Below are 21,386 nucleotides of genomic sequence, written 5' to 3' on the forward strand. Positions count from 1 at the left end.
TGTGTATGTTTATCAGAAGGGGGAGCGTGCGGGGGGGGGGGGGCGAGGGCCCCCCCCCGCCGCCCCCCCCGCCGCCCCCCCCACGGCCGCGCATCGGTCAGAGACCCGCGACGCCGAGGCCGGCGTTCACGTGCACACCGGCGATGTTCTGGACCAGGCCCGGGACGCCGTTCACGAGACCCTCGGCGGCGGCGACGGTCTGCAGGCCGCCGACGGTGCCGAGGACGGTGTTGACGTCGCCGGTCACGGCGCCGACGAGACCGCCGTTGACGCTGATGAGACCGCCGGAGACGGCGTCGAGCTCGGCGTCGTCGATCACACGGGTCTCGATGTCGTTACGCATGGCAGCGCACCTTTCACTCAGTGGGGGGAATCCGAATTACCGCGGCGCCGCAGATCAAAGCATGCGAACGGGCGCCCGAGCCAATTGCCCTGACGCGTATTCAGCGTTCTTCGTGCATCTCGCGCGACCTGCTGTGCGGCATGTTTCACGGAACGGCGACAGCTTCTTTGCAGGAACGGGTAACGGATTCCGTCCGGCCCCCGCGCCCGCCGGACGAACCGGGGTGAAATCCGGCAACAGGCGCGCGGCCGTGTGCCGGACCCGGGGACGGTGGCGGAGGCGCGGTTCAAGTCACGTACACAATGTGCAGGTTCCCGGCAGAGCACGGGGCCGTGGCCGGCTCGGCCACGCGCCCCTGGTTCACAGCCAGCCGGCCCGCTGCGCCTGCAGCGCCAGCTGGAAGCGGTTGGCCGCGCCGAGCCGCGCCATCAGGATCTGCAGCCGACGGAACAACGTCCGCCTGCTGATGTCGAGTTCACGTGCGATGACCTCGTCGCTCGCGCCGCCCGCGAGCAGCCGGAGCAGCCGCCGGTCGGTGGGCTCGAGGCCGCCCGGGCGCGCGGCGTGGCCGTGCAGCGGCAGGGCGGCGTTCCAGGACTGCTCGAAGAGCGCCACAAGTGCGGAGAGCAGCCCGCACGGCTGCACCACCAGCATCGTGTTGACGACGTCCGCCTCCCGGATCGACAGCGACACCAGTGCGAACGCCTCGTCGATGATCAGCAGCTTCACCGGCACCGACGGCAGCACCCGGGCCTGCTCGCCCGCCTCCAGGCACGGTTCGATGACGTCCTTCAGGTGCCCGGGGTGTTCGAGCGCCTCCCGCGCGTACACGACCCGCTGCCGCACCCCGCGCGCCAGCGTGGCCAGCGCGTCCTCCGTGGCCCCCGGCACGGGGACGTAAGGCGGCGACTCGAACTGCCGGATCTGCTCGCGCGCGCTCGCCCACGCGCGCCGCATCCGCGGCCCTATCGCCTCCCCGGTGACGACCTCCACCAGGTCGTCGTTGTACGCGGCGAGCCGGTGCCGGCGGAACGACTCGAAGGCGCCGCCGACCGCGATGCGCGACTCCTCCAGCTCCGCCGCCCGGTGCCGGGCGAGCACCTCCAGGCCAGCCGCGGGCGGCACCGGCGCCACCAGCTCGCCGTCGCCGCCCGCGCTGCTGGCCAGCCCGGCGTCCACCAGCTCCCCGTACGCGGCGGCCAGCTCCGCCCCGGACAGACCGGCGGCCGAGCCGACCGTGCCGAGCGGCGCGGGGGCCAGGTCGAGCAGCGTCAGATAGACCCGGCCCGCGGCCTCCCCGACACCCAGGAGTCGCAGCGCCTCGCGGAGCTTCGCATGCTTCATGCCCGCATTATCCCGGGCCTCCGCCCGCCCGGGTGGCCGATCAGTGCCACTGGCACTCCTTGGCCCCGGCCGGCTCCGCCCGGTACTACCGTCCAGGCAGCCGCCGGGCCCCGGCGGCACCCACACCCACCGGACGAATGGGGAACGACGTGGCCAAGGGCCGGAAGAACGGGCTGTACAGCGGGATCTCCGAGGAACTGTCCGCGCTGATGCGCACCGGCTGGGCGGACACCGAGCGGCACGACCTCACCGCCGACGAGCAGGCCCCCTACGCGGCCGCCCGCCGCGAGGCGCTCTCCGCCCGCTTCCCGGGCGAGCGCCTGGTGATCCCCTCGGGCAACCTCAAGGTCCGCTCCAACGACGACCCCTATCCGTTCCGGCCGCACTCGGCCTATGTGCACATGACCGGCGACCTCGCCCGCGACGGCGCGCTCGTCCTGGAGCCCCGCGTGGACGGCGGCCACGACGCGTACTGCTACCAGCTACCGCGCGACGGCCGGGACACCGACGAGTTCTGGCTCGGCTACACCGCCGAGCTGTGGATGGGCCGGCGCCGCTCGCTCGCCGAGTCCGAGAAGGTCCTCGGCCTGCCCTGCCGCGACGTCCGCACCGCCGCCGCCGACCTGGCCGCCGTCACCGGCGTCCCCACCCGCGTCGTCCGCGGCGTCGACCCGGTCCTGGAGGCCGCCCTCACCACCGACGAGGAGCGCGACGACGAGCTCGAGGAGGCCCTGAGCGAGCTCCGGCTCGTCAAGGACGCCTGGGAGATCGGCGAGATGCGCAAGGCCGTCGACGCCACCGTGCGCGGCTTCACCGACGCCGTCGCGGAGCTGTCCCGCGCCGTCGCCACCTCCGAGCGCTGGATCGAGGGCACCTTCTTCCGCCGCGCCCGGGTGGAGGGCAACCACGTCGGCTACGGCACGATCTGCGCGGCCGGCCCGCACGCCACGATCATGCACTGGACCGACAACGACGGCCCGGTCCGTCCCGGCGAGCTGCTCCTCTTCGACGCCGGCGTGGAGGGCCGCACCCTCTACACCGCCGACGTCACCCGCACCCTGCCCATCAGCGGCACCTTCACGCCCGTGCAGCGCCAGGTCTACGACGCCGTGTACGAGGCCCAGGAGGCCGGCATGGCCTGTGTGAAGCCGGGCGCCGCCTACCGGGACTTCCACGAGGCCGCCCAGCGCGTCCTCACCGAGAAGCTCGTCGAGTGGGGCTTCATCGAGGGCCCCGCCGAGCGCGCGTACGAGCTCGGCCTGCAGCGCCGCTTCACCATGGCCGGCACCGGCCACATGCTCGGCCTCGACGTCCACGACTGCGCCGAGGCCCGCAACGAGGAGTACGTGGACGGGCCGCTGGTGCCCGGCATGGTGCTCACCGTCGAGCCCGGCCTCTACTTCCAGGCCGACGACCTGACCGTGCCCGAGGAGTGGCGCGGCATCGGCGTCCGCATCGAGGACGACCTGCTCGTCACCGAGGACGGCCACGAGAACCTGTCGGCGGCCCTGCCCCGCACCTCCGACGAGGTCGAGGCGTGGATGGCCCGCGTCGCGGGCTGACCCCGCCCGACAGGCCCTTCGCGGCGTCGCGCTCCCGCCGGGCGCGGCGCCGCGAAACGGCTGCGAATGGAAGGCGCCACGGGTTGGGGCTACTGTCGATACAGAGGCCATGAGTGCGCCGACGCTCCCGCGGCCCGCGGTTTCCGCAGCCCCGCGGTGGAGGAATCCAGGGCGCGCGGAAGGAGCCTGCCATGACCCGTACATTGCGAGCGGCGATCGCCCTCGCGGGAACCGCGCTTCTCTCGGTCGGCATGGTGACCGGCTGTTCGGCCGATTCCAAGCCACAGCCCGCGAAGGGCAGTGACGTGAAGATCGGCCTGCTGCTCCCGGAGAGCAAGACCACCCGGTACGAGAAGTTCGACAAGCCCTACATCGAGCAGAAGATCCAGCAGCTGGCACCCGGCGCCACGGTCGACTACTACAACGCGGCCGAGAGCGCGACCACCCAGCAACAGCAGGTCAACACCGCCCTCGCCAAGGGCGACAAGGTGCTCATCCTGGACGCCGTGGACTCCAAGTCGATCCAGTCCTCCGTGGACAAGGCGCACTCCGCCGGCGTGAAGGTCGTCTCCTACGACCGCCTCGCGCAGGGCCCGGTCGACTCCTACGTCTCGTACGACAACCACAAGGTCGGCGAGCTGCAGGGCAAGGCGCTGCTCGCCGCGCTCGGCTCCAAGGCCAAGTCCGGCGTGATCGTGATGCACAACGGCTCGCCGACGGACCCGAACGCGGCCGAGTTCAAGGCCGGCGCGCACTCCGTCCTCGACGGCAAGGTGACGATCGGCAAGGAGTACGACACCCCCAACTGGGACCCGAACAACGCCAACCAGCAGATGTCCGGTGCCATTGCGGCCCTCGGCAAGGGCAAGATCATCGGTGTCTACTCCGCCAACGACGGCCTGGCCGCCGGCATCTCCACCGCCCTCCAGGCGGCAGGTATCAAGGTGCCGCTGACCGGACAGGACGCCCAGCTCGACGCCATCCAGCGGATCCTGATCGGCAATCAGACCATCACGATCATGAAGCCGTACAAGCCCGAGGCCGACATCGCCGCCACGATGGCCGTCGACTTCGCCCAGGGCAAGCCACTCCCGAAGGACCTCGCTCCCCTCACCGTCACGAACGGCAGCGGCGACAAGGTCCCGGCCAACCTGCTGACTCCGATCGTGGTCACCAAGAACAACATCGGTGACACCGTCGTCAAGGGCGGCCTTTACACGGTCGACGAGATCTGCACGCCGACGTACGCGGCCGCGTGCAAGCAGGCCGGTCTGGAGTAACCGCCCGGGAACGGGCCTGGCAGGGTCGGAGGCGGTCGCTGTGCCGGAAGCACCTGTGCTGTCACTGCGGGGGATCTCCAAACGGTTCGGCGCGGTCCAGGCCCTGTCGGGCTTCGACCTGGACGTGAGCGCGGGGGAGGTCGTCGCTCTCGTCGGTGACAACGGCGCCGGAAAGTCGACCGCCATCAAGGCGATCGCCGGGGTGAACCCGCCCGACGAGGGCGTCATCGAATGGCAGGGCCGGCGGGTCTCGATCAACCGGCCCCACGACGCCCAGAACCTCGGCATCGCGACCGTCTACCAGGACCTCGCGCTGTGCGACAACCTCGACGTCGTCGGCAACCTCTTCCTCGGGCGGGAACTGCGCCGCTTCGGCGTGCTCGACGAGGTCCGCATGGAGCAGCGCTCCCGCGAGCTGCTCCACACCCTGTCCATCCGCATCCCCAGCGTCCGCATCCCCGTGGCGTCGCTGTCCGGCGGCCAGCGCCAGACGGTGGCGATCGCCCGCTCCCTCATCGGCGAACCCAAGGTCGTCCTCCTCGACGAGCCCACCGCCGCCCTCGGCGTCGAGCAGACCGCCGAGGTCCTCGACCTCGTCGAACGACTCCGCGGGCACGGCCTGGGAACCATCCTCATCAGCCACAACATGGTGGACGTCATGGCCGTCGCGGACCGGATCGCCGTCCTGCGGCTCGGCCGCAACAACGGCTTCTTCGACAGACGCGCCACCACCACCGAAGAGATCATCTCCGCCATCACCGGGGCCACCGAGAGCGCCGTGACCCGGCGTCAGGCCCGGATACGGGAGGAGCGGGAGGCACGCGGGGAGGAGTTGCCATGAGCAGCGACCCGAACGCGGGCGGCAGCGACCGCCCCCAGGGCACCACGCCCCCGGCCTCCGCGCCCGACGCCGTACCGGCCGTCGACAGCCGGCTGATCGTCCGGGAGGAAGGCGTCCGCGGCTACGTCAACGAGTTCCGGCGCAAGATGCGCAGCGGCGAACTGGGTTCGCTGCCCGTCGTCGTCGCCCTGATCATCATCTGGACGGTGTTCGGCAGCCTCAACAGCACCTTCCTGTCCGCCCAGAACCTCTCCGACCTCAGCCAGCAGATCGTCGGCACCGGAATGATCGCCGTCGGCATCGTCTTCGTGCTGCTGCTCGGCGAGATCGACCTCTCCGTAGGCTCGGTCAGCGGACTGTGCGCCGCCATCTTCGCCGTCCTCAACGTGCTCAACGGGATGAACCAGTGGCTGGCGCTCCTCGTCGCCATCGCGGGCGGCGCGGCCGTCGGCCTCATCCAGGGGTTCTTCTTCGCCAAAGTCGGGGTGCCCGCCTTCGTCGTCACCCTCGCCGGCAACCTGTTCTGGAACGGCCTCATGCTGCAGATACTCGGCAGCACCGGCACCGTCAACATCCCCGCCGACAGCGTGGTCTCCAAGCTGTACTCGACCATCTTCCACAGCCCCGCCACCGCCTACATCGCCGCCGGCGTCGGGGTCGGTCTCTTCCTCCTCGCGTCGCTCCTGGACGCGCGGCGCCGGCAGGCGGCCCGGGTGCCGTTCCGGCCGGTCGCCGAGATCGTGCTGCGTACGGTCGTGATCGGGGCCATCGCCTTCGTCACCGCGTACATCCTCAACCAGTACCAGGGCCTGCCGCTGGCGCTGCTGATCTTCCTGATCCTGCTCGTGGTGCTCGACTTCGTGCTGCGCCGCACCGGTTACGGCCGGCAGATCTTCGCGGTCGGCGGCAACATCGAGGGCGCCCGCCGGGCCGGCATCAGCGTGCCGTTCGTCCGGATGAGCGTCTTCGCCATCGCCGGCACCATGGCCGCGATCGGCGGCATCTTCCTCGCCGGCCAGATCCAGTCCGCGAGCCAGACCTCCGGCGGCGGCAACCTGCTGATGAACGTCATCGCCGCGGCCGTCATCGGCGGCACGAGCCTCTTCGGCGGCCGGGGTTCGGTGTGGTCCGCACTGCTCGGCGCCCTGGTGATCGGCTCCATCCAGTCCGGCATGAACATCATGGGCGTCAGCAACGCCGTCCAGTTCATGATCACCGGAGCGGTGCTGCTCGCCGCGGTCGTCGTCGACTCGCTGTCGCGGCGCAGCCAGAAGGCGGCCGGACGCGCCTGAGCAGTACTCGGGCGCGCCCGGACTCGTGGATTCCTACGGGTTGTTGAAGTGGACCTCCGGGTGCAGCGGGCTCGGCCCGGTCAGCAGCGGCTGCGGCCGGCCGCGCAACTGCTCGTCGAAGAAGGCCGCGAGATAGGCGCGGGTCACCACGAGCGCCCGGTCGGCCGGGATGGTGGCGCCCTCGTCCGGCACGCCGAGGCCACGCAGCAGCACCGGGGCGTCGGTGAAGGTGAAGTGGTTGGCGCCGGACACCGTCAGCCAGCGCTTCCAGCCGTCGAGCGCCTTCCAGGTGGTGTCCCAGCTCGTGTCGACACCGCCCGGCCGGTGCATCTCGTCGTCGGTGCCCAGGAACATGAACGCCCGCCCGCCGAGGCCGCCGGCCGGAAGCGTGTCCCAGAAGGCGCCGTCCATGTTCACCCCGGCGTCGATCCGCCGGTCCGCGATCATGGCCGCGGCGGCGGCCGCGCCGCCGATCGAGTGCCCGGCCATGCCGATCCGGGTCGGGTCGATGGTCCGCGCGTACGGCCAGGTGGCCACGGCCCGCGGCCCGGTCAGCCGGTCCAGGAGGAAGCGGACGTCCGCCGCGCGCACGGCCGTGACGTCGGAGCCCTTGATCTTCCCGTCGTGCATCTGCGTACAGGCCACACAGGTCAGGGCCGGCCTGCCCGGCACGGACATGCCCGAGCTCTCGTAGGCGTGGTCGACGGACGCGACGACATAGCCGCGCGAGGCGAGCTCGGTGGCGAGGCTAGTGAGCAGGAACCGTGGCGCCCCGAAGCCGGGCGAGAGCACCACGAGCGGATGCCTCCCGGGCGCGGGCCGCACGTCCTTCGCGCTGTACGTGTCCAGGCCGGCCAGCGCGCGGATGTCGGCCGGATCGGTCTTCTCCACGCCCGCCAGGATCAGCCGGGCCTCCTCCTCCGTCGCGTACGGCACGGGCGCGCCGCCCCGCGCCGTACGGGCCGCCGGGTAGAAGACGGTCACCATCAGCTCCCGCGCGTCCGCCGTGGGCACCCACGGGTCGCGCCGGGACCGGTCGACGAGATGGAGGACGGAGGCGCCCACACCGTACCTGCCGGTGGGAGCGGGCAGTCGGAGCGCGGCGGCCGGGTCGGCCTGAGCGGAGACGGCGGCCGGTGCTGGGGTGGCCGCGGCGGCGGGGAGGGCGGTCGCCGGTAACGCGACCGCGCAGGCGAGAAGGGCGGCAGCGGCCGCCCGCGTGAATGTGGACATGCCCAGGACGCTACGGCGGCCGGCTCGCGCCCCGCGTCCGACCACGGTCGGAGCCGAAGCCGGGTGCGTCACCCCCCGGTCGGACCGGTTTCTCCCTCTCCCGGGCGGCGTCTCACCACCTTGAGGGTGAAGATCACCCGGCGGGCCGTGTCGGACCGGCCCCCGGTCGGTTCATGTGGTGGATTTCGACGGATTTCCAGGATTTTTGGGTTTCGAGTATTTCGACAGAGCAAGGAGGTCCGATGGCGGGCCGAGCGTTGATCGTCGTCGACGTGCAGAAGGAGTTCTGCGAGGGCGGCGACCTCCCGGTGAAGGGCGCGAGCGAACTGGCGGGGGCCATCGCGGAGTTGGTCCGGGCCCAGGCGGGCGGGACGTACCGGCGGGTGGTGGCCACCCGGGACCACCACATCGATCCCGGCGACCACTTCTCCGTCGAGCCCGACTTCGAGGACTCGTTCCCTCCGCACTGTCTCGCCGGCAGTGAGGGCGCCGAGTTCCACCCCGACTTCGAGGAGGTCGTCGCCTCGGGCGCGGTCGACGAGGTGTTCTTCAAGGGCGCGTACTCCGCGTCGAAGAGCGGCTTCGAGGGGGAGACCGGCGGCGGTGTCGGGCTCGCCGCGTGGCTGCGGGCGCGGGACGTCGGCGCGGTGGACGTCGTCGGGATCGGCACCGACCACTGCGTGAAGGCGACGGCCCTGGGCGGTGTGCGGGCGGGCTTCGAGGTGCGGGTGCTGCTCGACCACACGGTGGGCGTCACCCCGGAGACCACCGAGCGGGCCATGGCGGAGCTGAAGGAGGAGGGAGTCGAGCTGATCGGCACCCCCGTCGTGCCGGTCTGACCCGGACCGCCTGCGGATGCGGCCCCCGGACGGTTCCGGGATGCTGTACGGGACGAGGGGGGTCACCCGAGGAGGGCAGCGATGTCCGTGATGGACAAGCTCAAGCAGATGCTCAAGGGCCACGAGGACAAGGCGGGCCAGGGCATCGACAAGGCCGGCGACGCCGTCGACGCGAGGACGCAGAGCAAGTACAGCAGCCAGGTCGACACCGCCCAGGACAAGCTCAAGGAGCAGCTGGGCACCGACCAGAGGCCCCCGGAGGACCCGCCGCGGCAGTAGCGACCCGAGGCGTGCGCCCCTGCCCCTTCCGCGGGGCGGGGGCGTCTGCGCTTCGGCCGCGTGCCGCCCCGGGTGACCGGGGCCGGGTGCGGCTCAGCTCTCGTCGTCGTCCGGGCCGAAGAGCGTGCGCAGGGCGGCCGCCCTGCTGTCGCGCACGTGCAGCAGCGTGCCGGCCGCCGCGGCCTCCGCGTCGCCGGCCGCGATGTGCCGGTGCATCTCGGCGTGCTGGGCCCGCATCTGTTCGGGCTCCGCGCGCAGCCCGAACAGCAGCCGCAGCTGCCAGCTCAGCTGCTCCATCGTGCGCGCGAGCAGCGGGTTGCCCGCCATGGCGACGACCTGGTCGTGGAAAGCCGTGTGCGCGGCCACCTCGCGCGAGCCCTCGTCCGCCGCCGCGGCCGACTCCGCCTGTTTCAGCGCCGTCTCCAGCGCGGCCAGTCCGGCCGTGTCCCCGGCCGCCGCCGCCCGCGCCGCGAGCCGCGACGCCTGGACCGCGAGCGGCTCCCACACCTCGTACAGGTGCTCCACGTCGGCACGCTCCAGGCGCCGCACCCGCACCCCGCTGTGCGGGAGCAGTTCGAGCAGCCCCTCCGCGACCAGCGCGCGCAGCGCCTCGCGCACCGGGACGCGGGACATGCTCAGCTCCTCGGCGACCTCGCGCTCGACGAGCCGGGCGCCCTGTGCGTACCGCCGGTCGACGATCCGCTGCAGCACCTCCTCGCGCGCCCGTGCGCTGAGCGAGGCCGGACCGGTGGCCGCCGCCGGTGCCGCCGCCTGGCCCGCGGTCCGTGCCGCGGTCCGTGCCGCGGTCCGTGCCGCCGTTCCGGCCTGTGCCTCCTCGGCGGCCGCCGCGGTCGGGGTCGTCGAGTCCGCACCGGTCCTCTTCTTCTGCGCCACTCGTCCGACCTCTTCCCGTCCCTCGCCGCCCGTACCGGGCCCGAGAATACGTCGCCCCCGCGGCGCCCGCGCACCGGCGGCCAGGCGCGTGTCCGCGGCTCGCCGTGCCGTCGCTGCATGTCGGAGATCATCGGATTAGGGTGGTTTGATGCGATCTGTTCCTCGCTGGGCTCTGATCTCGTCAGGGGCCGCCCCCGTGATCACGGTCGGCGGCTGGACGGCGGCGGGCGCGCTGGAGGGGCCCGCCTACAACCCCGTCACCCAGACGATCAGCGTGCTCACGGCGTACGGTGCCGCCGGGTTCTGGGTGATGACCGGCGCCCTCTTCGGACTCGGCCTGTGCCATCTGGTCACAGCCTGGGGGCTGCGCGCGGCGCGGCCCGCCGGCCGGCTCGCCCTCGCGGGCGGCGGCGCGGTCGCGCTGGTGATCGCGCTGCTCCCGCCCCCGCTCAGCGGAGGCTCCCTCCGGCACGGCTCCGCCGCCGCCGTCGGCTTCGCCCTCCTCGCGGTCTGGCCGATCCTGGCCGCGGCCGGCAGCAGCTCCGCGCCCTGGGCCCTGCGCCCCGTCCCGTCCGTCGCCGTCACCACGGTGATGACCATCGGCGCGGGCTGGTTCCTCCTGGAGACGGTCCGCCACGGCGCGGCCGGCGTCGCCGAACGCGCCGTGGTCTGTCTCCAGTCCGTGTGGCCGCTCGTCGTGGTCGCCTCCTGCCTGCTCTACCGGCGACGGGGCGAGGGACGGCGGGACGAGGGGCGGCGGAGTGAGGAACAACGGGACGAGCCGGAGCCTCCTACAGCGAGTCCACCCGGACCCAGGTGACCGGCGCGGTGCTCGCCACCGCGGTCACGGCCCCGCGCCGCGGGTCCGTCCGCTCCAGGAGGCGGGCGCCGTCCGCGTCCCGCCCGGCCTTGAACAGGGCCTCGTGGCGCACCCACAGCCGGAGCAGCGCGAGGCCGGGGTCCGGTGCGCCGGCGGCCGCGCGGACGGCCGGCTCGGGAAGCAGCCGCCGGAGCACCGGGAGCGGGCCGGGGCGACGGGTGCGGGGTTCGGTGTCGATGCCGACGGAGCCCGGTCCGGCGGCCGCCGCGGCCAGACCGTCGGCATGACTCAGGCTGACGCCGAGGTCCGGGAGCCCGGGGAGGTACGGGCGGCCGTGGCCGTCCCGGCCGCACGCGGCGCAGTGCTGGGCGAGCGCCACCGCGCCGGGCGTCCGTCCGGTGACGCGGGCGACGCACAGCCGGAGCAGCAGCCGGGCCGCGAGGACGTCGGCGCGGCGCCCGGGCAGCCGGATCCGGGCCAGGCGCCCGCGTTCCCAGGGGGCGAGCAGGGACTCGCTGAGCTCCGGTCGGGCCAGCACCTCTTCGGAGGTCGCCACCGCCGCCACTCCGGCGGCCTTCGCTCCGGTCACCCGGCTGCGCTGAGGAATCGTTCCTGTACGCGGCTGAGCGTGCGGAAGTCGTCGATCGTGACCTCCTCCAGGTCGATGGAGGTGCCGGAGAGCTCCTCCAGGAGGTCGATGAACTCCAGGAAGTCCATGGAGTCGATGAGCCGGGCCTCGATGAGGTCCTCGTCGGTGTCGATCGGCCCGTCGAGGCCGGGGTTCTTCTCGTGGAGCCAGGCGGCGACACGGTCCATGGGGCGGTTCCCCTCCTTGTGGTGCGTGGAGCTGTCCGGTTGCGGGAGACGGGTCAGGTCGTGGTCGTGGCCGTGGCGTTCGCGGTCGGCGCGGTCGCGGCGCGCAGCCGGTCGAGGGCCTGCTCGGGGCCGCCGTGGGCGAGGATCATCGCGTGCACCCAGCGTTCGAGGCCGAAGGCGACGCAGGCGCTGTACGCGGGGCCGTGGGAGCCGGCGCGGATGCCGAGCCGCTCGCCGAAGAAGTTGCGGTGCCGGTTGACGGAGGCGACGGCGGTGCCGTCGGGCGCGCTGAACTCGTGCTTGACCGGGTCGAGCGCCATCAGCCGGGCCCGGGATCCGCCCCGGTCGTAGAACGGGTCGTCGGCCGCCGCCCGGGTGAGCGTGAGACCGAGCCGTGCGGCCGCCTCCTCGATGAACCCGGCGCCGGCCGCGAGGTGTTCGAGCGCGCCCTGCTTGGTGCCGAGGTACAGGACCTCGCGCATGTGGAAGCCCCACAGTCGGCGCAGCCCGTCGTAGTGGGTCTCGTTGCGGAAGCAGCGGCCGGTCGCGGAGAGCCGCAGCCCGTCCTCGCCGACGTCCCGGCCCTCCAGGGAGAGCAGCAGTCCGTAGCAGGTGGCGGACGGCAGCAGATGGCCGGTCGGCTCCAGCGGCAGGCCGGCGGGCGGCGCGCCGGCCGCGAGACCGTCGAGCGCCTCCGGGGTGAACCGGCCCGCCGACACGCCGAGATGGGGGAAGTTGCGGAAGTAGTCGAGGCGGGCGAGCCCGTCCACGGAGAGCAGCGGCGGGCCGATCACCTCGGGTGCGGCGAGCCGCGCCGCGAGGCCGGTGAGCAGCTCGTCGAGCCCGCGCAGCAGCGCCGTACGGACCGGGTCGAGGGTGATCAGGCCCGCACCGGGGCTCTTCAGGCCGCCGTCGGGCAGGGCCGTGCTGCCGGGTGTGCTCAAGGAATCCGTCCCCTCTCGGCATGCGCCGCGGTGGCGCGCATCCCTGCGTTCGTGGGGACAGTAGGACAGCTCGGCGCACATTGTCTAGACCAATCTGATGAACTCCACCCGCCCTCTAACCGGCGCCTGGCGAAGGCTTCTTGATGGCTTGGCATGGACGCGCCGCATATCGGAGGGTCACTTGACAGCAACTATGGTCTACACCAATTCTGGCGAACATCAGTGCGTCACCCGCTTGGAGGGACCCGATGACGACGCCCGCAGCCGGCCCGCGCCCGCGCCCCCGCCCGTACCTCCACCGCGCCGCATCGGAACGCCCGTACTTCAGCGCGGACGGCGAGTCCTACCTCGCCCAGAGCACCCTGCGCGAGCTCACCAAGTCACGGCCGCTGCGCGTGCTCTCGGAGGAGGACTTCGCCCACTGGCAGACGTACGGACACGTCATCGTCCGCGAGGCGATCCCCGCCACCGCGGCACGCGAACTCCTCGACTTCACCTGGGAGTTCCAGGGGCTCGACCCGGACCGGCCGGAGAGCTGGTACGAGGACCGCCCGTTCCGCAACCAGCTCGACCGGCAGCTGCACGTCTACGGCTTCGTCGAGGCGTACCACCACCAGCTGCTCTGGGACAGCCGCCAGACGCAGCGCGTCTACGACGCCTTCGTCGACGTGTGGGACTGCGAGGAGCTGTGGGTGACCCTCGACCGGCTCAACCTCAACCCGCCCAACGTGCGCAACCGCGACCGCGCCCTGATCGAACCCACCGAGCGCGGCTTCGACATCGAGCTGCACTGGGACATCGACACCACCCTCGGCGTGCCGCCGCAGCGCGTCCAGGGCATCATCGCGCTCAACGACACCCGGCCGGAGACCGGCGGGTTCCAGTGCTGCCCCGAGCTCTTCCGCACCTTCGAGGAGTGGAAGACCCGCCAGCCCGCCGACCGCGATCCGCTCCGGCCCGGCCTGGACCGGCGGGAGCTGCCCGTCGTCCGGCCCGAGCTGCACCCCGGCGACCTGCTCATCTGGAACGGCCTCCTCGCCCACGGCGTCGCCCGGAACGTCTCCGAGAGCGGGGTGCGGGCCGTGCAGTACCTGTCGATGATGCCGGCCCTCGAAGAACACGAGCGGCTGCGCCGCTCCCGCGTCGAGTCCTGGCGCCATCTGCGCACCCCGCGCTGGAACCGCACCCTGGTCGGCGACCCCGTCCTGCACGAGTCCAAGCGGTATCCCACCGCCGAACTCACCGACCTCGGCGCCCGCCTGCTCGGGCTCGCCTCCTGGACCGAGGAGCCCGGGTGCGCCGCGTCTGCCTGACCCTCCCCACCCACCGCGCCTGCACGGAGACGATCACCGCCGTCGCCGAGGAGGCGGCGTACGGCGCCCGGCACTTCGGCGTCGAGGTGCACCTGCTGATCCTGGACTCCTCCGACGCGCCCGTGCGCACCCGGCACCGGGCGGCCGTGGCGGCCCTGCCCCCGGCCCCCGGGGTGGTCGTCCACCACCTCGACGAGGCGGAACAGCGCCTCTTCCTGCGCGAGGTGACCGACGGCGCCGGCGTCCCCGATCCGGAGCGGATCCTCGACCTCATGCTGCCGTCGGCGGTGTCCTACGGCGCCTGCACCAACCGCGCCTTCCTCCTCGCCGAGGCCCTCGGCTGTTCCTCCGTGCACCGCCGCGACTCCGACAGCCGCTACCAGCAGGCGGACGGCCGTCCCGTCTTCCCGATCCACCACGAACTCACCGCCCTCGGGCGGCCCGCCGAGGACGTCGCCGGGCTCGTCACCCGCAGCCGGCTCGACCCCGCGTCCGCGCACCGCCCGGTGGTCCTGGTCGGCGGCTCCTTCGTCGGCGAGATGTCCGTGGACGTCGAGGAGATCCGGCGCCTCGACCCCGCGGTCTACCGCGAGGTCATCGGCCTGTCCGTGCCCGACCGCTATCCGGAGATCTGGCGCCGCAACCTGATCGACGAGGCCTTCCGCGGCGCCGGCACCGCCCCCTTCAGCACCGACCGCACCACCCTCACCCACGTCAGCCCCACCCGCGTCGACATGTGCAACATCGCACTCGACCGCGCGGTCTACGGACGCGTGCCGCTGCCGCCCGCCACCGACACCATCGGCAGCGACTACTTCCTGCTCCACCTCGTCCACGACGCCCGGCTGCCCGGCGTCCTGCACAACCGGCACATCGTCAACTACCACACGACCGAGCGCCGTTCGGACAGCGGATTCCTCGCCTACCAGTGGCGCTTCGCCAAGTACCTGCTGTCCACAGCCCACTTCGAGGACGTGTACGCACGCCTGACGGAGGCAGGCGAGCGGCTCCTCGACGAGCGCGGTCACGTCCGGGCCGCCGACATCGCCACGTACGCACGAGACGCCGCCGACCTCGACCCGGAGCCCGGCAACACCGGGCGGCTCGACGTCCTCGACCGCTGCTACCGGACGCTCGGCGGCCGGTACGCCGAAGCCGCCGACCTGTTCGCCTCGCAGCGCGCCCGGCTCCTCGCCGAGGCGCGCGCCGACATGACGGACTTCGCCCGGCTCGTCGACGCCTGGGCCGCCCTGACCGCGCACGCCCGCCGCACCCCGCCGAAGGCCCCCCGCACGGACACGGTCACGCTCGGCTACGGCTACGGCCACCACCGGGGCCTCGCCCACGGTCACGGCGGCGCGGAGCGGCGCGGTCCGCTCACCATGGGCCAGGCCAACATGATCCGCTGCATGCTCCGCGACGAACCCGGCCAGATCAACATCCACGACGTATGGCCCGTCCCCGCCGGCACGAACACCGAGGACGCGCTCGACGCCCTGCGCACCCTCGTCGACCGCCACGAGGCGCTGCGCACCACCTTCCCGCACGCCCCCGGCGCCGCCCCGCACGAACAAGTCGTCGCGTCCGAAGGTGCGTTCACGGTCACCGTCCTCGACCACGACGAGCTGCCCCCGGACTCCGCCCGGTACGCCGAGGCGCTGGCCCGCGCCGCCCGCGACACCCGTTTCCACCTCGACCGCGACTTCCCGCTCCGCGTCACCGTCGTCAGCCGGGCCGGCACACCCGTGCACCTCGCCCTCGCCGCCAGCCACGCGGCGACCGACGGCAGCGCCCTCGCCCTCCTCCGCGAGGAATGGCTCGCGCTCCTCGCCGGCGAGAAGCTCCCCGACCCGACCGCCCTCACCCCGCTCGGTCTCGCCGCCGAGGAGACGAGCCCGGCCGGACTCCGCAAGTCGGAGGCGTCGCTGGCGCACTGGGAGCGGATCCTGCGCACCGGACCCCAGGCGATGTTCGCCGAACCGGACGCCCACGGCACCGAAACCCAGGCGCCCTGCCTCACCCTCCGCTCCCGGCGCGGCGCCCGAGCCCTCGCCGAGGTCGCCGCGCGCACCGGCGCCCTGCCGTCCACCGCGCTGCTCACCGCCTGGTGCGCGCTGCTCGCCCACCGGGCCGGCCAGCCGCTCTGTGTCGCCGCCGTGCCGACCGCCAACCGCTTCCAGTCCCGCCTCGCCCGCACGATCGCCCCGCTCTCCCAGGACGCGCTGCTCTCCCTCGACATCGGGGCGGCGCCGTCCTTCGACGCTCTGCTGCGCAAGGCGTGGGGCGCGGCCCTCAAGGCGTACCGGCACAGCCAGTTCGACGCGCTCCGCCTCTGGGACATGATCGGCCGGGTCACCCGGGAGCGCGGCAGCCACTTCGCCCGCGACATCGTCTTCAACGACATCAGCGCCCTGCCCGCGACCCTCGCCGGCGCCGCGCCGCCGGACACCACCGCGCCCGACCTGGAACTGACCTGGGGCCCGGCCCAGCCCCTGCCCAGCCGCGTGCTCACCTTCGTCCACGAGACGGACCCCGTGCTCCGCCTCGCCACCTGGGCCGACCCCGCCCTCTTCACCCGCGAACAGGCGGAGGACCTCGCCACCGGGCTCGTGCGGCTCCTGGAGGCGGCCGCCGAAGGCGACGTACCGCTCGGCACGCTCACCGGGATCACCGGCGTCCGGCCGGCCGAGCGCGGCGCCGACTGGGCGCGGGTGGACGGCTGTTGGGTCTCCCCGCTCGCGGTGGCCGACACCCTGAGCCGGGCCCTCGGCGGCCGGCCCGCCCACGCCCGCGTGGACGCGGACGGGACGCTGGTCGCGTACGTCGCCGCCGGCGACGGGCCGCTCACCCCGGCCCGGGCCCACAGCGCGCTGATGGCCGCGCTGCCGGGCCGGCCCGGCGTCCTCGCCCCCCGGCGGTACGTGATCGTCGCCGACCCGCCGGAGGACACGGCGACGGCGACCGGGACGGTGACGGGGACGGCGACCGGGACGGCCCGCACCGACGCATGGCTCACTCAGCGGATACTGACGGAAGGGACCGGCCGGGAAGCGGCCGATGCGACATGACGACCGACGACGCCACCCCACCGCCGGCACCGGACCGGCTCCCCAGCCCCTGGAGCTCCGGCCGCTTCCGGCTGTTCTTCACCGCCCGCAGCACCTCGCTCCTCGCCGACGGCATGCTGATGGTCTCCCTCACGACCGCCGTCCTCGGCGCCGGTTACGGAGCCGGGGGAGTCGGCTACGCGCTCGCCGCCTGGATGGCGCCGATCGTCCTGCTCGTCCTCTTCGGCGGCGTCCTCGCCGACCGCTTCACCCCGCAGGTGATGATGGTCGGCGCCGACGTGGTGCGGATGCTCGCCATGCTCGCGATGGCCGTGCTCCTGTACGACGCGGGCGCGGGGACCGGCTCCTCCCGCGTGCAGCTGTGGCACATCATGGCGCTGATGGCGGTCAGCGGCGCCGCCACCGCCATGTTCCAGCCCGGCCTGGCGAGCATCGTCCCCCAGGTCGCCGAGGACATCCAGCGCGCCAACGCCCTGTTGCGCGTCTCCGAGGCGATGAGTGCCCTCGTCGGCCCCGGCCTCGCCGGCTTCCTCGTCGCGTACTGGCAGGTGTCCGGCTCGTACGTGGTGATCGCGGCCGCCTACGCCCTCAGCGCGCTCGGTCTGGCGCCACTGCGCCGGCTCGCCACCGTACGGGACGAGAGCGACGACCCGATCTGGCGCCGGCTCGCCACCGGCTGGCACGAGTTCCGCGCCCGCACCTGGCTGTGGAGCGTCATCGCCCTCTGGGCCGTCTACGGCCTGCTCGTGTTCGGCCCGGCCCTGCCGCTCGGCGCGGCCCTGCTCACCGAACAGCACGGCGCCTCCGGCTACGGCTGGATCGCCTCCGCCGACGGCGCCGGCACCATCGTCGGCGGCCTCCTCGGCATGCGGGTCCGGCCGCGCCGTCCGCTCGTCGCGGGCGCCTGTGCCATGTTCTTCTTCGCGCTCAACCCGCTCGCGCCCGCGCTCGGCTGGAACTTCACCGCCACCGTCGTCACCGGCGTCCTGGCCGGCTGCGGCTTCGCCTTCTGGGGCGTGATGTGGGCGACCAGCGTCCAGTCCTACATCCCGCTGCCCGTCCTGAGCCGCGTCTCGGCCTACGACGTCGCCGGCTCCATCATGGTCATCCCCGTCGGCCGCGCCCTCGCCGGCCCGGCCGCCGCGGCCTTCGGCGCCGACCGGGTGCTGCTCTTCTCCTCGGCTGTGTCCGTCGTCCTGCTCGGCGCGATGCTGGGCGTCCCGGCCATCCGGGCCCTCGGCCGCGCGCCCAAGCCCGGTCGAGAGGAGGTTCCGGAGGGCGCGGCCGCCTGAGCCCCGCGGGGCACGCCGCCGTTGCCGGCGCGGGGCGCGAGGAGCCGGCCCGTACGCCGCGAGAACCGGGAGCACCTCCCGCAGGGCGCAAGCTACTGTGCCGCGTCGGACTCCCGTGACCGCGTCCGGGCCCGGGCTCCCGCCCCGTCAGGCTCCCGCGTCCGTATCCGCCTCCGGTACGGGTTCCCGCCCCGTCCCTCGGCAGTCCCAGCAGTCCATCCCGAGCCCGCACTCCTCGCACCGGCGCCCGTCCACGAAGCCAAGCCCCTCGCACTCCCGGCACGAGCCCCAGCCCTCGCACATCCCGCACAGCCGGTACCCCGGCGGCAGCGTCCCGGCCGTGGCCGCCCGGGGCGGGCGCACCCAGCGCGAGTGGATCCACACCACCGGCGTCTGCCCCGAGATCCGCAGCGCGGTCCCGGCCGAGCCGACGCCCGCCTCGAACTCGTCGTACCGCGCCGTCAACAGGGACCGTCCGCCGGTGGTTCCGCGCTCCTCGGTGCGCCAGCCCGCCGCCCGGAACACCTCGCCGGCGGTCGGCGCCCACGCCGAGGCGGTCGTGGCCGCGGGCTCGTACGGCAGCCCGGCCAGCGTCAGCACCAGCGAGAACCGCTTCCCCGTGTGTCCGTACACGGTGTAGCGGTCGTCGGTCCGCTCCTCCACGCGCGGTACGGCGCCGGGCGCGACGGCGGCGGCGACGGCCCACACCTGCTGCCGTAACCACTCCACTCGGCGCGCGAACTCCTCGGCCGCGCCCTCGATTTCCTCGCTCATGACACCAGCATCTCCTACCGGGGAGCGCGGAGGGTGATGTGAGGTTCGAAGGCGTCGAGCAGCAGGTCGCGCATGCGCGCGGCCGGCATGTCGGCCGTACCGGCCAGGACCTGGATCGCCAGTCCGTCGACCAGCCCGGTGAACCGGCTGGTCAGCGCCTCCGCGTCGGCGTCCGCGCCCACGCCCTCGGCCTGACAGGCCCGCACCAGGTCGAGCACGGTCTGCCGCCAGCGGGCGTAGACGGCGCGCTGCCCTTCACGGAGCGCGGGGTCGAGGATCGCCTCGGTCCAGGACTGCACCCACACCGACCACTCGTCGTGGTCCTCGTCGGCCGTGATCAGCTGCACCTCGATCAGCCGCCGCAGCTTCTCCCGCGCGTCCCCGGCGCCCCGGAACTCCGCGTCCAGCCGCCGGTGCAGTCGTTCGGCGCAGTGCGACAGGGCCGCGCGCAGGGCGTCGCCCTTGGCCGGGAAGTGGTAGTGGATGGTGCCGGTGCTCGTCCCGCAGGCGCGGGCGATGTCGGCGACCCGTACCTGATGGAACCCGCGCCGCGCGATCAGCCGCGCCGTCACCTCCAGGATCTGCGCCCGCCGCACCTCCGGGTCCATCGCGTCGGCCCGTCGCCGAGCCTCCGCCCCGGTTCCGGGCGGGCGGCCCTGGCCGGTGCGCAGATACCGTACGGACACCTTGCCGACGCGCGCGATGGCGGCCAGCTCGTGCTCGGTGAGCCGCCGGCTCCCGTTCAGCGCCTTGGACAGGGCGGTGGCCGCCATCCCGACGCGCCCGGCGAACTCCCGCTGACTGACGGGCGCCGCCCGTACGACGCGCCGGGCGCGCTCGGCGACGGCGAGGCGGTCGTCGGAGGCGGGAGCGCCGCGGCCACGCGGCAGCGGGCCGGTCCGGGCGCCGACGCCGAGCGGCCCCGCCGGGACGGCCTCGCCACCCCGCGCCGCCGCCGCGGCTTCGCGTTGTGCGGCTTCGCCCACTCCGCGACGCCGCGTCACGGGGCCCCGCCCGCGTCCGACCGCAGCGCCGCCAGGACCTCGTCCGCGGCCCGGTAGCCCGACGACAGGGCGCCGTCGATGTAGCCGTTCCACGCGGAGGCGGTCTCGGTGCCCGCCCAGTGCAGGGGGCCCGTCGGCTCGCGCCAGCCGTGCTCGGCGTGGGGCCGCCAGCCGCCGGGGGTGGCGTACGCCTCGTAGCCGCCGCGGGCGAAGGGGTCCTGCGTCCAGATCTTCTCGGTGTAGTCGCGGGGGTGCGCGGCCCGCGGACCGGCCACGGAGACGAAGCCGGCCAGGACGGCGTCTCGCCGGGCGGAGGCGTCCAGGGCCCCGAAGCGGTCCACGCGGTCGCCGTACACGAAGCCGACCAGGACGCCGCGGGACGCGTCGTCGGGGGAGTTGTCGAAGACGACGCCGACGGGGCCGTCGCCGTACAGCGTGGCCACGCCGGACAGGCCGTCCGCCCGCCAGAACGGTGTGTCGTACACGGCGTGGACCTTGGCGACGCGGCCCATCGGGTTGTGGGCGAGCCAGCCGGCGCGGGCCGGGGGCAGCGGGGGAGTGAGGTCGAGGGCGCGGACGGCGTGCGGGGGCAGGGCCACGACGGCGCGGCGGGCCCGGAGTTCGGCGGTCGCGGTGCGGACGCGGACGCCCTCGGGGCCGTACGCGAGGGACCGCACCGGCTCGCCGAGACGGATCCGCTCCCCGAGCAGGGCGGCCACGGCCCGGGCGGGAGCGGCCGCGCCGCCGGTGAAGCGGCTGTCTTGGGCGCAGTCGCGGGTCTCCATGAGCTGCTCGAAGCCGCCGGCGGCGGCGATGTAGAACAGCACGTGGAAGAGGGAGATCTCGTCGGGCTCGGCGCACCACAGGCCCTGTACGGCGAGGGCGAGGCGGCGCAGCGCGTCGGGATCGTCCGTCCGGGAACGGACGTACGCCCCGGCGGACTGCGCGTCCCACTCCGCGAAGCGGGCGGTGCGCCACGGCCGGTCGGTGTCCACGGTCCGGGCGAGCGTGTCGAGGAGCGCCGTGACGCGCTCGTACCCGGCGATGCCGGGCCCGTCGTCGGGTGCGGCGCCGGTGTAAGGCACCCGGGTGCCGTCGTGCCGGACCTCGATGTGGCTGCCCTTCTCCCAGGTGCGGAAGGTGGGGCAGGCGAAGCGGGCGGCGAGTGCCGTGAGCCGGGTCTGAGTGGGGCCGACCCACTGGCCGCCGTGGTCGATGACCGTGCCGTCCGGCCGGGTCTCGGTGAGGACCCGTCCGCCGACCCGGTCGGCGGCCTCGAGGAGGGTGAAGTCGACGGCGTGGTCGTGCAGTCGGAGCGCGGCGGCGAGCCCGGCGTATCCGCCGCCGATGACGACGACTTCGGATTCGATCAGATGCGAGGTGCTCTGTCTCTCCATGGGGCGAGAGGATGCGGCAACACTGACGGACGCGTCAATGGTTGCGGCAGC

General features: G+C 73.6%; 20 protein-coding genes and 1 pseudogene. 11 read left to right on the plus strand and 10 right to left on the minus strand.

All coding sequences use genetic code 11. From position 1 onward, the window contains the following. Positions 1-97 precede the first annotated feature (97 nt). Positions 98-343, minus strand: a complete 246-nt coding sequence (locus ACWEV0_RS06955; protein ID WP_451608813.1) for a hypothetical protein — start codon at positions 341-343, stop codon at positions 98-100. Between the two features lie 360 nt (positions 344-703). Further along, entirely contained in the window at positions 704-1,687 is a 984-nt protein-coding gene (locus ACWEV0_RS06960) for a helix-turn-helix transcriptional regulator (RefSeq protein ID WP_453147156.1), read from the minus strand. A 137-nt stretch (positions 1,688-1,824) separates the two neighbouring features. On the opposite strand from ACWEV0_RS06960, the gene ACWEV0_RS06965 reads away from it, so the two are divergent. From ACWEV0_RS06965 to ACWEV0_RS06980, 4 genes are all read left to right on the plus strand, one after another. After that, positions 1,825-3,249: an aminopeptidase P family protein gene (locus ACWEV0_RS06965; protein ID WP_453147157.1), complete on the plus strand. Its 1,425-nt coding sequence runs from the start codon at positions 1,825-1,827 to the stop codon at positions 3,247-3,249. A 191-nt stretch (positions 3,250-3,440) separates the two neighbouring features. Beyond that, on the plus strand, positions 3,441-4,529 hold the full coding sequence (locus tag ACWEV0_RS06970) for a substrate-binding domain-containing protein (RefSeq protein WP_453147159.1): 1,089 nt from the start codon (positions 3,441-3,443) through the stop codon (positions 4,527-4,529). Between the two features lie 40 nt (positions 4,530-4,569). Beyond that, positions 4,570-5,370, plus strand: coding sequence for an ATP-binding cassette domain-containing protein (locus ACWEV0_RS06975; RefSeq protein ID WP_453147161.1), 801 nt, complete (start codon positions 4,570-4,572; stop codon positions 5,368-5,370). Then, positions 5,367-6,662 (plus strand): sugar ABC transporter permease, encoded by a 1,296-nt coding sequence (locus tag ACWEV0_RS06980; protein ID WP_453147162.1) that lies wholly within the window; start codon positions 5,367-5,369, stop codon positions 6,660-6,662. The genes ACWEV0_RS06975 and ACWEV0_RS06980 overlap by 4 nt, the downstream gene beginning before the upstream one ends. A gap of 33 nt (positions 6,663-6,695) precedes the next feature. Here the strand turns inward: ACWEV0_RS06980 and ACWEV0_RS06985 are convergent, their stop codons facing one another. Continuing rightward, on the minus strand, positions 6,696-7,895 hold the full coding sequence (locus ACWEV0_RS06985; RefSeq protein WP_453147164.1) for an alpha/beta hydrolase family protein: 1,200 nt from the start codon (positions 7,893-7,895) through the stop codon (positions 6,696-6,698). 242 nt (positions 7,896-8,137) lie between these two features. Here ACWEV0_RS06985 and ACWEV0_RS06990 point away from each other — a divergent pair, with 242 nt between their 5' ends. Together ACWEV0_RS06990 and ACWEV0_RS06995 are read left to right on the plus strand one after the other, a co-directional pair. Further along, positions 8,138-8,734 carry an isochorismatase family protein gene (locus ACWEV0_RS06990; protein ID WP_453147166.1) on the plus strand — a complete coding sequence of 199 codons (597 nt, stop codon included), beginning with the start codon at positions 8,138-8,140 and terminating at the stop codon, positions 8,732-8,734. 81 nt (positions 8,735-8,815) lie between these two features. Continuing rightward, entirely contained in the window at positions 8,816-9,013 is a 198-nt protein-coding gene (locus tag ACWEV0_RS06995) for an antitoxin (RefSeq protein WP_453147168.1), read from the plus strand. Between the two features lie 93 nt (positions 9,014-9,106). Here ACWEV0_RS06995 and ACWEV0_RS07000 read toward each other — a convergent pair whose 3' ends face one another. Next, entirely contained in the window at positions 9,107-9,724 is a 618-nt protein-coding gene (locus ACWEV0_RS07000) for a GntR family transcriptional regulator (RefSeq protein ID WP_453147318.1), read from the minus strand. A gap of 331 nt (positions 9,725-10,055) precedes the next feature. Between ACWEV0_RS07000 and ACWEV0_RS07005 the strand changes: the two genes are divergently transcribed. Further along, complete coding sequence (locus ACWEV0_RS07005) at positions 10,056-10,727, plus strand: DUF998 domain-containing protein (protein WP_453147170.1); 672 nt, start codon at positions 10,056-10,058, stop codon at positions 10,725-10,727. On the opposite strand, the gene ACWEV0_RS07010 is transcribed toward ACWEV0_RS07005, so the two are convergent. From ACWEV0_RS07010 to ACWEV0_RS07020, 3 genes are read right to left on the minus strand one after another with little or no spacing between them, the layout of a single operon-like run. Continuing rightward, positions 10,699-11,316: a 4'-phosphopantetheinyl transferase family protein gene (locus tag ACWEV0_RS07010; RefSeq protein WP_453147172.1), complete on the minus strand. Its 618-nt coding sequence runs from the start codon at positions 11,314-11,316 to the stop codon at positions 10,699-10,701. The two genes, ACWEV0_RS07005 and ACWEV0_RS07010, sit on opposite strands and share 29 nt — an antisense overlap. Further along, a complete protein-coding gene (locus tag ACWEV0_RS07015) occupies positions 11,313-11,543 on the minus strand; it encodes an acyl carrier protein (protein WP_453147173.1) in 231 nt (76 codons plus the stop codon). Before ACWEV0_RS07015 ends, ACWEV0_RS07010 begins: the two co-directional genes overlap by 4 nt. Positions 11,544-11,596: 53 nt before the next feature. Further along, positions 11,597-12,487, minus strand: coding sequence for a hypothetical protein (locus ACWEV0_RS07020; RefSeq protein WP_453147175.1), 891 nt, complete (start codon positions 12,485-12,487; stop codon positions 11,597-11,599). Positions 12,488-12,735: 248 nt separating this feature from the next. Here ACWEV0_RS07020 and ACWEV0_RS07025 point away from each other — a divergent pair, with 248 nt between their 5' ends. From ACWEV0_RS07025 to ACWEV0_RS07040, 4 genes and pseudogenes are all read left to right on the plus strand, one after another. Next, positions 12,736-13,800, plus strand: coding sequence for a phytanoyl-CoA dioxygenase family protein (locus ACWEV0_RS07025; RefSeq protein WP_453147177.1), 1,065 nt, complete (start codon positions 12,736-12,738; stop codon positions 13,798-13,800). After that, positions 13,782-15,065: pseudogene (locus tag ACWEV0_RS07030) on the plus strand (DUF6271 family protein); the annotation flags it as partial. The gene ACWEV0_RS07025 and the pseudogene ACWEV0_RS07030, both read left to right, overlap by 19 nt. Beyond that, positions 15,051-16,868 carry a condensation domain-containing protein gene (locus tag ACWEV0_RS07035; protein WP_453147320.1) on the plus strand — a complete coding sequence of 606 codons (1,818 nt, stop codon included), beginning with the start codon at positions 15,051-15,053 and terminating at the stop codon, positions 16,866-16,868. The pseudogene ACWEV0_RS07030 and the gene ACWEV0_RS07035, both read left to right, overlap by 15 nt. Further along, the gene (locus ACWEV0_RS07040; protein ID WP_453147179.1) at positions 16,865-18,160 is read left to right on the plus strand and encodes an MFS transporter; all 1,296 of its coding nucleotides are present in this window, start codon (positions 16,865-16,867) and stop codon (positions 18,158-18,160) included. Before ACWEV0_RS07035 ends, ACWEV0_RS07040 begins: the two co-directional genes overlap by 4 nt. Before the next feature lie 147 nt (positions 18,161-18,307). Here the strand turns inward: ACWEV0_RS07040 and ACWEV0_RS07045 are convergent, their stop codons facing one another. Genes ACWEV0_RS07045 through ACWEV0_RS07055 form a run of 3 tightly spaced genes read right to left on the minus strand, consistent with a single transcriptional unit; the run spans position 18,308 to position 21,335 of the window. Next, entirely contained in the window at positions 18,308-18,934 is a 627-nt protein-coding gene (locus ACWEV0_RS07045; RefSeq protein WP_453147181.1) for a hypothetical protein, read from the minus strand. A gap of 14 nt (positions 18,935-18,948) precedes the next feature. Beyond that, positions 18,949-19,920, minus strand: a complete 972-nt coding sequence (locus tag ACWEV0_RS07050) for a TetR family transcriptional regulator C-terminal domain-containing protein (protein ID WP_453147182.1) — start codon at positions 19,918-19,920, stop codon at positions 18,949-18,951. A 14-nt stretch (positions 19,921-19,934) separates the two neighbouring features. Beyond that, positions 19,935-21,335 (minus strand): flavin monoamine oxidase family protein, encoded by a 1,401-nt coding sequence (locus tag ACWEV0_RS07055; protein WP_453147184.1) that lies wholly within the window; start codon positions 21,333-21,335, stop codon positions 19,935-19,937. Between the last annotated feature and the right edge of the window lie 51 nt (positions 21,336-21,386).

The sequence above is a fragment of the Streptomyces sp. NPDC003943 genome, assembly GCF_053605265.1.

Coding starts and splice junctions, on each gene's coding strand:
- ACWEV0_RS06955 (WP_451608813.1), bottom strand. CDS start 343: ATGCGTAACGACATCGAGACCCGTGTGATCGACGACGCCGAGCTCGAC.
- ACWEV0_RS07055 (WP_453147184.1), bottom strand. CDS start 21,335: ATGGAGAGACAGAGCACCTCGCATCTGATCGAATCCGAAGTCGTCGTC.
- ACWEV0_RS07025 (WP_453147177.1), top strand. CDS start 12,736: ATGACGACGCCCGCAGCCGGCCCGCGCCCGCGCCCCCGCCCGTACCTC.
- ACWEV0_RS07005 (WP_453147170.1), top strand. CDS start 10,056: ATGCGATCTGTTCCTCGCTGGGCTCTGATCTCGTCAGGGGCCGCCCCC.
- ACWEV0_RS07040 (WP_453147179.1), top strand. CDS start 16,865: ATGACGACCGACGACGCCACCCCACCGCCGGCACCGGACCGGCTCCCC.
- ACWEV0_RS06970 (WP_453147159.1), top strand. CDS start 3,441: ATGACCCGTACATTGCGAGCGGCGATCGCCCTCGCGGGAACCGCGCTT.
- ACWEV0_RS06965 (WP_453147157.1), top strand. CDS start 1,825: ATGGGGAACGACGTGGCCAAGGGCCGGAAGAACGGGCTGTACAGCGGG.
- ACWEV0_RS06960 (WP_453147156.1), bottom strand. CDS start 1,687: ATGAAGCATGCGAAGCTCCGCGAGGCGCTGCGACTCCTGGGTGTCGGG.
- ACWEV0_RS06980 (WP_453147162.1), top strand. CDS start 5,367: ATGAGCAGCGACCCGAACGCGGGCGGCAGCGACCGCCCCCAGGGCACC.
- ACWEV0_RS07045 (WP_453147181.1), bottom strand. CDS start 18,934: ATGAGCGAGGAAATCGAGGGCGCGGCCGAGGAGTTCGCGCGCCGAGTG.
- ACWEV0_RS06995 (WP_453147168.1), top strand. CDS start 8,816: ATGTCCGTGATGGACAAGCTCAAGCAGATGCTCAAGGGCCACGAGGAC.
- ACWEV0_RS06985 (WP_453147164.1), bottom strand. CDS start 7,895: ATGTCCACATTCACGCGGGCGGCCGCTGCCGCCCTTCTCGCCTGCGCG.
- ACWEV0_RS06990 (WP_453147166.1), top strand. CDS start 8,138: ATGGCGGGCCGAGCGTTGATCGTCGTCGACGTGCAGAAGGAGTTCTGC.
- ACWEV0_RS07015 (WP_453147173.1), bottom strand. CDS start 11,543: ATGGACCGTGTCGCCGCCTGGCTCCACGAGAAGAACCCCGGCCTCGAC.